At 72.0% G+C, this 11078-nt stretch carries 12 protein-coding genes and 1 riboswitch; of the genes, 8 read left to right on the top strand and 4 right to left on the bottom strand.

All coding sequences use genetic code 11. From position 1 onward, the window contains the following. Positions 1–149: 149 nt before the first annotated feature. Positions 150–743 (bottom strand): cysteine hydrolase, encoded by a 594-nt coding sequence (locus ABZ215_RS35150; protein ID WP_354954680.1) that lies wholly within the window; start codon positions 741–743, stop codon positions 150–152. 63 nt (positions 744–806) lie between these two features. On the opposite strand from ABZ215_RS35150, the gene ABZ215_RS35145 reads away from it, so the two are divergent. Together ABZ215_RS35145 and ABZ215_RS35140 are read left to right on the top strand one after the other, a co-directional pair. After that, the gene (locus tag ABZ215_RS35145; protein WP_020416021.1) at positions 807–1184 is read left to right on the top strand and encodes a VOC family protein; all 378 of its coding nucleotides are present in this window, start codon (positions 807–809) and stop codon (positions 1182–1184) included. Positions 1185–1213: 29 nt separating this feature from the next. Then, positions 1214–1546 carry a glyoxalase superfamily protein gene (locus tag ABZ215_RS35140; RefSeq protein ID WP_020416022.1) on the top strand — a complete coding sequence of 111 codons (333 nt, stop codon included), beginning with the start codon at positions 1214–1216 and terminating at the stop codon, positions 1544–1546. 73 nt (positions 1547–1619) lie between these two features. Here the strand turns inward: ABZ215_RS35140 and ABZ215_RS35135 are convergent, their stop codons facing one another. Then, the gene (locus tag ABZ215_RS35135) at positions 1620–1823 is read right to left on the bottom strand and encodes a hypothetical protein (RefSeq protein ID WP_354954678.1); all 204 of its coding nucleotides are present in this window, start codon (positions 1821–1823) and stop codon (positions 1620–1622) included. 401 nt (positions 1824–2224) lie between these two features. After that, complete coding sequence (locus ABZ215_RS35130; protein ID WP_354713521.1) at positions 2225–2815, bottom strand: TetR/AcrR family transcriptional regulator; 591 nt, start codon at positions 2813–2815, stop codon at positions 2225–2227. 104 nt (positions 2816–2919) lie between these two features. Between ABZ215_RS35130 and ABZ215_RS35125 the strand changes: the two genes are divergently transcribed. From ABZ215_RS35125 to atzF, 6 genes are all read left to right on the top strand, one after another. Continuing rightward, positions 2920–3666, top strand: coding sequence for an SDR family oxidoreductase (locus ABZ215_RS35125; protein WP_020416025.1), 747 nt, complete (start codon positions 2920–2922; stop codon positions 3664–3666). 132 nt (positions 3667–3798) lie between these two features. Beyond that, positions 3799–3908, top strand: a riboswitch (guanidine-I (ykkC/yxkD leader). 51 nt (positions 3909–3959) lie between these two features. Continuing rightward, the gene (locus ABZ215_RS35120) at positions 3960–5477 is read left to right on the top strand and encodes an amino acid permease (RefSeq protein ID WP_020416026.1); all 1518 of its coding nucleotides are present in this window, start codon (positions 3960–3962) and stop codon (positions 5475–5477) included. Then, positions 5474–6169, top strand: coding sequence for an urea amidolyase associated protein UAAP1 (locus tag ABZ215_RS35115; RefSeq protein WP_354954675.1), 696 nt, complete (start codon positions 5474–5476; stop codon positions 6167–6169). The genes ABZ215_RS35120 and ABZ215_RS35115 overlap by 4 nt, the downstream gene beginning before the upstream one ends. After that, positions 6166–6783, top strand: coding sequence for an urea amidolyase associated protein UAAP2 (locus tag ABZ215_RS35110; RefSeq protein ID WP_354713529.1), 618 nt, complete (start codon positions 6166–6168; stop codon positions 6781–6783). The genes ABZ215_RS35115 and ABZ215_RS35110 overlap by 4 nt, the downstream gene beginning before the upstream one ends. Continuing rightward, on the top strand, positions 6735–8762 hold the full coding sequence (locus tag ABZ215_RS35105) for a 5-oxoprolinase/urea amidolyase family protein (RefSeq protein ID WP_354954673.1): 2028 nt from the start codon (positions 6735–6737) through the stop codon (positions 8760–8762). Before ABZ215_RS35110 ends, ABZ215_RS35105 begins: the two co-directional genes overlap by 49 nt. Continuing rightward, on the top strand, positions 8759–10384 hold the full coding sequence (atzF, locus tag ABZ215_RS35100) for an allophanate hydrolase (RefSeq protein ID WP_354954671.1): 1626 nt from the start codon (positions 8759–8761) through the stop codon (positions 10382–10384). The genes ABZ215_RS35105 and atzF overlap by 4 nt, the downstream gene beginning before the upstream one ends. 42 nt (positions 10385–10426) lie before the next feature. Here atzF and ABZ215_RS35095 read toward each other — a convergent pair whose 3' ends face one another. Beyond that, positions 10427–11062 (bottom strand): transglycosylase SLT domain-containing protein, encoded by a 636-nt coding sequence (locus tag ABZ215_RS35095; protein ID WP_354954669.1) that lies wholly within the window; start codon positions 11060–11062, stop codon positions 10427–10429. Positions 11063–11078 lie beyond the last annotated feature (16 nt).

Raw genomic sequence — 11078 nt, 5'->3', positions numbered from 1 at the left:
CGTCATCTGGGCACTGCTGCGCGACGGCCGCGAATTCCACCACTCACCGCCGCCCATCAGCCCTACAGCTGCTTGACACGATCATTGAGACTCCCCGGGAAATCAGTGATCGTTTCCCGGACGAGACGGCGGCTGCGGATGTGACAGCGCTACCCGGCGGTGATCTCGGCGGCGGTGCGGCAACCTGCGGTGGCGAGGTCGAGGTTGGCCAGCGAGGCCAGGTGCGCGGTTTCGTCGGCGGCGGCCACGCAGTCGCTCACCGGGTGGACGACGAACCCGAGGTCGGTGGCGTGGCGCGCGGTCTGCTCGACGGTCAGGTTGGTGGCCACCCCGGTGACGTACAGGGTGGTGATGCCGGCGTCGCCGAGGCGGGCCGCGAGGTCGTTGCCGGCGAGCCCGGAGAGCTTCTGGTTGTCGGCGACGTGGTCGGGCTTGGCGAGGTGGGTCATTTCGGGGATGAGCTGGGTGCCCGCGGCGCCGGGCCGGAACTGCTCCTGCGCCTGGCCGACGGCGGTCATGAACGCGGTGTTGCGCACGAGCCTGCCCTCGTCCTCGGGGATCGTGAAGCGGGTGAAGTAGATGGGGATGCCGGCGCCGGCGGCCCACTCGTGGAACCGGACCGCGCGGCCGACGACCCCGCTGCGCTCGACGGGCGCGGCGAGCATGCCGCCGAAGAAGCCCTCCGGTTTGATGACGTTGACCTGCCAGTGCAGGGCGAGCACGGCGCTGTGTTCGACGGTCATCTCCCGAGCCTATCGGCGGCCTACAGTGGGAGGCAGAAGTTTCTGCGGGGAAGGGAGCAGGCCATGGCCGTCCAGCTCAACCACACGATCGTCGAGGCCCGCGACCGGGAGGCGACGGCGAAGTTCCTGACGGAGATCCTCGGGCTGCCGGATCCGGTGCCGTACGGCCCGTTCCTGGTGGTGCAGACCTCGAACGAGGTGTCGCTGGACGTGGTCGGCACCGACGGGCCGGTGCACCCCCAGCACTACGCCTTCCTGGTGAGCGACGCGGAGTTCGACAGCATCTTCGAGCGGATCACCTCGCGCGGGCTGGAGTACTGGGCGGACCCGTTCGGCCGGGAGCCGGGCCGCATCAACCACCACGACGGCGGCCGCGGCGTGTACTGGAACGACCCGAACGGGCACCGGCTGGAGATCATCACCAAGCCGTACGGGGGCTGACCGCGCGCCGGGTCTGCGACGATGGCCGCGTGGACGAGGAAGTCATCCCCATCCTGCGGGTGGCGGACGCCGCGGCGGCGGTCGCCTGGTACGAGCGGCTGGGGTTCACCAAGCAGTGGGAGCACCGCTTCGAACCGGAGCTGCCCGCTTTTGTCGAGGTTGCCAGGGGTCGCGTGCGGTTGTTCCTGTCGGAGCACACGGGCGACGCGCGCCCGGACACGTTGGTCTACCTGCGATTGCGGGATGTGGACGCCATCGCCGCCGCGTTCGGCGTGCCGGTGGAGGAGGCTCCGTGGGCGCGGGAGATCGAGCTGCGCGACCCCGACGGCAACCGGCTGCGGATCGGCACGCCGACGGAGTGAGCGCTGCGCCGGGCCCGGCAACCGGCAGGTTCATCCAGGTTGGCAAGGCCTAGACGAGTGATGCGTAACTCTGTTAGTGGTCGTAGGCGGTCAGGGATCGGGTGGTGGGTTGGCCTTTGAGGGTGTCGTTGACCGATTCGATGAGCTGGCGGATCAGCCGGACGCCGCGCTCGGTGAGGTAGTGGTCGAGTTCGCGGGAGACGTAGCCCTTGTCGGCGATGATCAGCAGTCCGGGGCCCTCGGCGAGCAGGTGGGGTTCGTGGTCGCAGATCACCATGAGTACCTGCCGCTCGTCGAACGGTGGGCAGGGAGCGGCCACACTCCACCGGGGTGAAGTCGACGATCCAGGTGGCGTCGGTCCACAGGTCGGTATCGGCTGCGAGCCAGCGCATCACCTGTTTGACCAGTGGCAATGCGGCACGCGGGCGACGGTTGTAGCCGGACTGGCCGGGCAAGTACCGGAACGCGCCGGGCATCCGGACGGGCAGGAACCGCGACCACCGGGCCTCGGAGGTGAACCCCAGCAACGCCTGAGCCACGGCCAGGGTGACCACCTCGGCGTCGGTCAGCCTCGGTGGCCGGCCAGCCGACGCTGGCCCGCCAAGCGGTCGTGTTCAGGTCTGTCGTCACAAACGGATCTTGAACACCCTTCGTCCGTCTCTAGTGCGAACGGGCGGTTCAGGCGCCGGAGTGGTCCGGCAGGAGCCGAGCCGCCAGTGATCGTGCCGTGGCGCTGAGCGTGGCCGTGTCCAGCCCGGTCCGGCTCATGAACACGAGCCCTTGTTGCGCGGCTAGGAGAGCCCGCGCGAGTTCGATCGGTTCCGTTCCGGCCGGCAGGTCGCCCTCGCGTTGGGCTCGGGCGACGCAGTCGCCGATCAGCGCGGTGGTCGTCTCGTAGGCGCGGTGGGCATGGTCGAGGACTTCCGGATCGGCGTTACCGAGTTCGCTGGTGCTGTTGGCCAACAGGCAGCCACGCCGCACGCCGGAGTCGTCGACCGGTGCTTCGAGGAGCATGCGCAGTGCGTCCAGGGCCCGCGGCGCCTCGGCGAGGGCTTCCCGGAGACGGCGGTGGTTGTCGTCGGTGTAGGCGCGCAGCGCCCGGAGGAAGAGCTGGCGCTTGTCGCCGAACGCCGCATACAGGCTGCCCTTGCCGAGGCCGCTGACCCGCATCAGGTCTTCCAGCGAGGTCGCCGCGTAACCGGCGTCCCAGAACTGATCACGGACGGCGTTCAGCACCTGCTTCTCGTCGAACGATCGCGGACGTGCCATGCGGACAGGATATCGAGTTCTTGACCGCGCGGTCCAGCATGCTTATGGTGGACCGCGCGGTCAAGAACTCCTTGGCACGTTGCACGCGAGGAAGCAGGAAAGACATGGGAAAGCTGGACGGCAAGGTGGCGATCGTGACCGGCGGGTCGCGGGGCATCGGGGCGGCCTCGGCGCTGGCGCTGGCCGACGAGGGCGCCGACGTCGCGATCAGCTACTCGGCCTCGGCGGACCAGGCCAAGGCTGTGGTCGCCGACCTGGAGGCGAAGGGGGTGCGGGCGGCGGCTTTCCAGGCCGACCAGGCGGACGCGGCGCAGGCGGCGGGCTTGATCCACCACGTGGCCGAGCAGTTCGGGAAGCTGGACATCCTGGTCAACAACGCGGCCGTGAGCGGTGGCGGCCTCGTGGGCAGCGAGCCCGTCGACCAGGCCGCCATCGAGCGGCAGCTCGCCGTCAACTACACCAGCGTGGTGGCCGCGGTCCAGGCGGCGGTGCCGTTGCTGCCCGATGGCGGGCGGATCGTCAGCATCAGCTCAGGCGTGGCCACCCGGGCGGGTTTCCAGGGGATGGCGTACTACACGGGCACGAAGTCGGCCCTCGAGGGCTTCAGCCGGGGCGCGGCCCGCGATCTGGCGCAGCGGGGCATCACGGTCAACGTCGTCCAGCCCGGGTTCGTCGACACCGACGGAAACCCCGCCGACGGCCCGGCCGCGTCCACGTTCCTCCCGACCGCGGCGATGGGCCGGTACGGCAGGCCGGAGGAGATCGCCGCGGGCGTCGTCTTCCTCGCCAGCCCGCAGGCCTCCTACGTCACCGGCGCGGTGCTGCGGATCGACGGCGGATACGCGGCATAGCCCGACCGCGCGAAGTTAACCCCGCATGACCTGATCCGTCCGCCCGAGGCGATCACCGATACACCACGTTAACGCCCGCGAAGCGGTCGTGACACCGCTGCCGGGTGCACTGTTCCACGACCCGCACCAGTTGCGGGGCGCGTCTAGGGTTCCGCCACCGCCGGGTGGGTCTGGTCCGAGAGACGCAGGCGGTCCGCGCCGGATGCGGAACCGTTCCACGGCGGGAGAAAAGCCCGGGAGGCCATCACGGCCCCGGGCTGCGTGCGTGGTCCGGGGATGATCCGGAGGTGGGTATGTCCGTCACGCATCCCCAGACCACGCCAGACGCCGACGCCGGGGACCTCTCCGGCTTCGGCTACGGCCAGCAGCTGAAACGCAAGATCGGGTCCTACGGGTCGTTCGCCGCGGGGTTCTCCTTCGTCTCCATCCTCACGACCGTCTTCCAGCTGTTCTTCTTCGGCTTCTCCTTCGCAGGCCCGGCGTTCTTCTGGACCTGGCCGATCGTGCTGGCCGGGCAGCTGCTCGTCGCGCTGTGCTTCGCCGAGCTGGCGGCCCGCTACCCGATCTCGGGCGTCATCTACCAGTGGTCGAGCCGTCTCGGGGGGCGGCTGTGGGGCTGGACCGCGGGCTGGCTGATGATCGTCGCGCAGACGGTCACCCTCGCCGGCGCCGCGATCGCCCTCCAGGTCGTGCTGCCGCCGGTCTGGTCCGGCTTCCAGCTGATCCCCGGCGACTCCGCGCTGACCTCCCCCACCGGCGCGGCCAACGCCGTCCTGCTGGGCGTGCTGCTGCTGGCCGTCACCACGGCGATCAACGCGATCGGCGTGCGCCTGATGTCGGTGGTCAACAGCGTCGGCGTCACCTGCGAGCTGGTGGGTGTCGCGCTGTTGTGCGTCGCGTTGTTCTCCCGCGCCGAGCGCGGCCCCGGCGTGGTGCTGCAGACGCAGGGCGTCGAGGGCCACAGCTACCTGTGGGCGTTCGCGGTGTCCGGGTTGATGGCCGCCTACGTGCTGGTCGGCTTCGACAGCGCGGGCGAGCTGTCCGAGGAGACGCACAACCCGCGCCGCACCACGCCGCGCACCATCCTGCGCGCGGTGCTGATCTCCGGTCTCGGCGGCGCGCTCATGCTGCTGGCCACCCTGATGGCCGCGGGCAGCGTCACCGACGGCAGCCTCGGCGACCCGGCACTGGGCCTGCCCGGGGTGCTGATGAGCCGCCTCGGCGACACGCTCGGCCGGGTTTTCCTGGTGGACGTCGCGATCGCGGTGACGGTGTGCACGCTGGCGATCCAGACCGCCGCCACCCGGATGGTGTTCTCGATGGCCCGCGACCGCGTCCTGCCCTTCGCCGGCGGCCTGGCGAAGGTCAACCCGCGCACCGGCACCCCGGTCCGCGCCTCGGTCGTGGTCGCGGTCGTCGCGGCGGCGGTGCTGCTGATCAACATCGGCAACCCGGCGCTGTTCACGACCGTCGCGAGCGTCTGCATCATGCTGCTGTACTTGGCCTACCTGATGGTGACGCTGCCGCTGCTGATCCGCCGCCTGCGGGGTGAGCTGCCTGCCGCGCCGGGCTATTTCAGCCTCGGCCGCTGGGGTGTGGTCGTCAACGTGCTCGCGGTGGTGTGGGGCGCGGCGATGGCGGTGAACCTGGGCTGGCCGCGAGCCGAGGTGTTCGATCCCGAGGGCGGGCACCCGTACCTGCAGTGGTTCGCTCCCCTGTTCCTCGCCGGCACGCTGCTCGTCGGCGCGCTCGCGTACGCAGTGCAGGCGCGCCGCCCCGCGCTGGCGCCGGTTCTGGAGGGTGCCGCGTGAGCGAGGTACTGCTGTCCCACGAGATCCCCGGCGGCGCCGCCTGGTCGGTCCTGGTCCGCGGTGGCCGGGAGCTGAAGCTGACCGCCACCGGTGACGGCGCGAACTGCTCGACGCTGCTGTTCGCCGCGCACCACCCCGTGGACCGGCTCAACGTCCCGGACACGTTGAAAGCGCAGATGAGCGCCCGGATCCAGGCGCCGATGGTGCTGATGTCCGATCGCGGCACCGCGTTGTGCTCGATCACCGGGTCGTCCCTGGACTGGCACGACGCGCTCAGCGGCCACTCCGTCGACGTCGCGCAGTACGGTCCCTCGTCCTATTCGGCCGATCGCAACGCGTGGCGCCGGTCCGCCCGCGACGGTTTCCTGAGCGAGCTGCGCAAGCACGGCCGCGGGCCCGCGGACCTGCACGCGTGTGTCAACTTCTTCAGCAAGGTCGCGATCTCCGGCGAGGGCGTGCTGACCTTCGCGCCCGGACACGCGTCGGCGGGCGACTGGGTGGCCCTACGGGCGGAGATGGACGTGCTGGTCGTCCTGTCCACGTCGCCGCACCCGCTCGATCCACAGTGGAACCCCGGCGGCGTGCTGGCCGAGGTCCGGCCCGCTCCCGTCCCCGGCGAGGACGATCCGTCGTGGACGTTCCGCGACGAGAGCACCCGCGCCCTGCGAGCCGCCCGGGAGGTGCTGGCATGACCGGCACGATCACCGAAGCCGCCCTCGACACGACCGTCGCCGACGGTGACGGTTTCCTCGGCACCATCCCGGCCGGCGGCACGTTCCGGATCGTCGACCTGCACGGCAACCAGGCCGTGGACACCCTGTTCTACGACGCCGCCGACATCGACAACCGCTACAGCGCGATGGACACCGTGCGGGAGCAGGGCAGCGCCTACCTCACCACCGGGTCGCGCCTGCTGTCGGTGAACCTGGACGTGCTGGCCACGATCACCGCCGACACCTGCGGCCGCCACGACACCCTGGGCGGGGCGTGCGCACAGGAGTCCAATGTGGTCCGGTACGGCGAGCACACCCGTCACCAGCACGCCTGCCGGGAGACGTTCCTGCGCTACGGGGCGCAGGTGGGCATCGGCGCGCGGCAGCTCGGGCACAACATCAACTTCTTCATGAACGTGCCGCTGACCGCCGAGGGCGGGCTGACGTTCGAAGACGGCCTGTCCGCGCCGGGCAAGTACGTCGAAGTGCGCGCCGAGCGCGACCTGTACGTGCTGATCAGCAACTGCCCGCAGCTGAACAACCCGTGCAACGGCTGGAACCCGACGCCGGTGCGGCTGCTGGGCTGGTGGTGACCGTGGAGGTACTGACGCCAGGCACGCAGACGACGGTGCAGGACCTGACGGGCCGGGGCGGCATGTGGGACGTCGGGGTGCCCCCCTCGGGCGCGTGGGACGACCTGTCCTTCGCGCTGGCCAACGCCGCGGTGGGCAACCCGCCGCACGCGGCCGGCCTGGAAGCGGTGGTCACCGGGCCGGTGCTGCGCTTCGACCGGCGCACCACGGTGTGCCTGACCGGTGCGACGCACCGGGCCACGGTGGACGGCCGTCCGCTGCGCCCGGGGATCGTCACGCCGGTGGCGGCGGGGTCGGTGCTCGACGTCGGCCCGTGCGACGGGCCCGGGATGCGCGCGTACCTGGCGGTCGCGGGCGGGATCCGGGTACCGGAGGTGTTCGGCAGCCGCGCCACGTTCCTGCTCGGCGGCTTCGGCGGGCTGGACGGCCGCGCGCTCGCCGCCGGGGACGAGCTGACCGTCGGACGCACCGAGAACCTGGGCGCACCGATGGACGTGGCACCGATCCTGCCCCGCATCGGGTCCGAGTGGACGGTCCGGGTGCTGGCCGGGCCACACGGCGCTCCCGAGTACCTCACCGAGGAGGGCGCGCGGGAGCTGCTGGAAACACCGTGGACGGTCGACCACCGCGCCGACCGCACGGGTGTGCGGCTGACCGGTCCCCCGCCGAAGTGGTCGCGGCGCGACGGCGGCGAGGCGGGCCTGCACCCGTCGAACATCCACGACAGCGCCTACCCGGTGGGCGGGATCATGCTGTCCGGCGACACGCCGGTCGTGGTCGGCCCGGACGGCCCGAGCCTCGGCGGGTTCGTGGTGCCGTTCACCGTGATCCGCGCGGACCGCTGGAAGCTGGCGCAGGCCCGGCCGGGCGACCCGGTGCGGCTGGTGCTGGTGTCACCGGCGGAAGCGGAGGCGATCAACGCGGAGCGGGCGGCACTGTTGGCCGATCCCCGGGCAGCCGTCGCGGCCGAGTTCGCGGGCACGCCCGCTCCGGCGCCGGTGCTGCCCGCACCGCGCGCGGAGTTGTTGCGGGAGCACGGTTTCCTGCGGGAGCGGGCGGACCCGGCGGTGGTGATGCGCCGGGCCGGCGACCACCACCTGCTCGTCGAAGCCGGGCCGGCGGTGCTGGACCTGCACGTGCGGGTGTGGGTGCACCTGCTCGCCCAGGCGCTGCGCGCGTCGGTGACCGACGGGGTGACCGAGATCGTGGAGGGCGTGCGCTCGCTGCTGGTCCAGGTGGATCCGGACCGGCTGCCGCTGGAGCGGCTGGCCGGGCTGCTCGACGAGCTGGCCGGCGCGGTGCCCGATCCGGCCGGGGTGACGCTCGACGTGCGGGAGGTGACGCTGCCGATCGCGTTCGATCACCCGGCCGCGCACGAGGCGATGGCACGGTACACGCGCTCGGTGCGGCCGGACGCGCCGTGGTGCCCGGACAACGTCGAGTTCATCCGGCGCATCAACGACCTGCCGGTGCGGGACGACGTGTTCCGGATCCTGCGTGAGGCGACCTACCTGGTGATCGGGCTGGGCGACGTCTACCTGGGCGCCCCGGTGGCGTTGCCGATCGATCCGCGGCACCGGCTGGTGACCACGAAGTACAACCCGGCGCGCACGTGGACGCCGCAGAACGCCGTCGGCATCGGCGGCGCGTACCTGTGCGTGTACGGGATGGAAGGCCCCGGTGGCTACCAGCTGGTGGGGCGGACGGTCCCGGTGTGGCGGCACGTGCCGGGTTCGGCCGAGCCGCCGTGGTTGCTGCGCCAGTTCGACCGTCTGCGGTTCACGCCGGTCACCGCGGAGGAACTCGCCGATCTGCGGGCCGACGTCAAGGCCGGACGATCCGGGCTGGAGACGAGCCCAGCGAAGTTTTCCTTGTCCGAAGTGGACGAGCTGGAGTCGAAGCACCGCGAGGAGATCGCGTTGTTCCGCAAACGCAGGCAGGCGGCGTTCGACGCCGAACGGGAGAGGTGGGATCGTTGACTCCGCTGGTTGCCTTGAAGGCGGCGCGGGAGGTGGACCAGCCCGCGTTCATCTCGCTGCTGGACGAGGACCGGGTTCAGTCCACGTCGGACGGTCCGCTGGCCGGGATTCCGTTCGCGGTGAAGGACAACATCGACGTCGCCGGGGCGCCGACCACCGGCGGGTGCCCGGCGCGGGACACGCCGGCGACGGCGAACGCGTTCGCCGTGCAGCGGTTGCTGGACCGCGGCGCGGTGCCGATCGGCAAGACCAACCTGGACCAGTTCGCCACCGGCCTGGTCGGCACCCGCTCCCCCTACGGCGCGTGCCACAGCGTCTTCTCGCCGGCGCACGTCAGCGGCGGGAGCAGTTCGGGCAGCGCGGTGGCGGTCGCGCTCGGGGTGGTGCCGTTCGCCCTGGGGACGGACACCGCGGGCAGCGGCCGGGTCCCGGCGGCGTTCAACGGCCTGATCGGGGTGAAGCCGACCCGGGGGCTGGTGTCCACGCGCGGCTTGCTGCCCGCGTGCCCGTCGCTGGACTGCATCACCACGCTGACCAGGACGGTCGCCGAGGCGCGGCCGGTGCTGGACGCGCTGGTGGCGTTCGACGAGGCCGATCCGTGGTCGCGGCACGCGCCCGCGCTGCTGCCGCCGGGCGTCGCGCGCCGGATGCGGGTGATCGCGGCGCCGGACGGCCCGCTCGACCTGGATCCGGAGCACGAAGCGGCGTGGCTGGACGCCCTCACGCACGCGGCGCGGGTCGCGCACGTGGTGCGGGTGGACGTCGCGCCGTTCCTGGCGGCCGCGCGGCTGCTCTACGAGGCGGCGTTCGTGGCCGAGCGGCTGGCGGCGTTCGGGCACCTGCTCGACGGGCCGGGTGTGGACCCGACGGTACGGGGCATCGTGCGGGGCGCGGACCGGTACTCGGGCGCGGACGCCTTCGCGGGCCTGCACGAGCTGGCCCGGTTGCGGCGGCTCGCGGAGCGGGCCTTCACCGGCGCGGACGCGCTGCTGCTGCCGGTGACGCCGGGGCATCCCACGCTGGCTGAGGTCGCGGCCGATCCGGTCGGGGTCAACACGCGGCTGGGCACGTTCACGAACATGGCGAACCTGCTCGACCTGTGCGCGGTCGCCGTGCCTGCCGGGTCGCGGGCCGACGGGCTGCCGTTCGGGGTGCAGCTGCTCGCGCCGGCGTTCGCGGACGGCCCACTGCTGGACCTGGCCGCGCGGTGGACGGGCGAGACCGTGGCGCCACCCTCCGCGCGCACGCTGCTGGCCGTCGCGGGCGCACACCTGTCCGGTCAGCCGGCGAACGGCGACCTGGTGCGGCTGGGCGGGGTGCTGCACAGCCGGGCCCGCACCGGGCCCGGCCACCGCGTGTACACAGTGGACGGTCCGTTCCCGCGGCCGGGGCTGCTCCACACGGGAGACGGCCCGGCGGACGGGATCGAGCTGGAGGTGTGGGACCTGCCGGAGGCGGCGATCGGCGCACTGCTGCCGACGATCGCACCGCCCCTGCACCTGGGCCCGTTGACGCTCGACGACGGGTCCACTGTGCTCGGTTTCGTGGCCGACACCGCGTGCGCGGACCCCACCAGGGACATCACCGCGCACGGCGGCTGGCGGGCGTACATGTCGAGCTGACACGACGGGCGCCCGTCAGGAGTGGACGGGCGCCCGTCGTCGTCAGTAACCGCGGTAGCCGCTGCCCTTGAGCATCGACTTCAGTCCGGGGTGACCGTCGAAACCGCCGTAGCGGCTGATGGTGTAGCGCACTCCGGCGATGATGTTGTGCACCGGGTTGAAGATGTCGTCGTAGCCGGGGAGCTTGTGCGCGTTGAAGGTCGAGTCGATGCACTGCATCAGCCCCTTGGAGGGGTGACCTGCGCGCCAGTTGCTGTCCCAGCGGTTGACGGCCTGGGGGTTGCCGCTCGACTCCTTGTCGATGATCGTGCGGATCGCCTGCACGTCACCGCCGTCGACCGGCACGCCCTCCGCCCGCATGACGCGGATTGCCTCGTTGATCCAGCCGGCGAGTTCGTCGCCGGTGGTGTCGAAGACCTCCGGGGCGGGAGCCGGCGCCGCGGCGGGGGTTTCCGCGGCGACGGTCTCCGTCGCGGCCACCTCGGGGGCGGCGGTCTCGGGGGCGGCGGGGATGTCCAGGACCGTCGCCGGCGTGGTGACGATCCACGTCGACGGCGGCCCGAGGACCGGGAGGGCCGGGGTTGCGTCGGCGACCGGGGCAGCGCCGGCGACGGGCGCCGGGGGAACGGCTTCGCCGCCGGTGCTCGCCATGGCGAGCGGGCTGGCGGAGCCGGCCATGGACATCATGAGCAGG

The sequence above is a fragment of the Amycolatopsis sp. NPDC006131 genome, from assembly GCF_040614175.1.
Taxonomy (GTDB): domain Bacteria; phylum Actinomycetota; class Actinomycetes; order Mycobacteriales; family Pseudonocardiaceae; genus Amycolatopsis_E; species Amycolatopsis_E tucumanensis.
The sequence above is the reverse complement of the archived record's forward strand: the minus strand, read 5'-3'. Positions and strand labels throughout refer to the sequence as shown.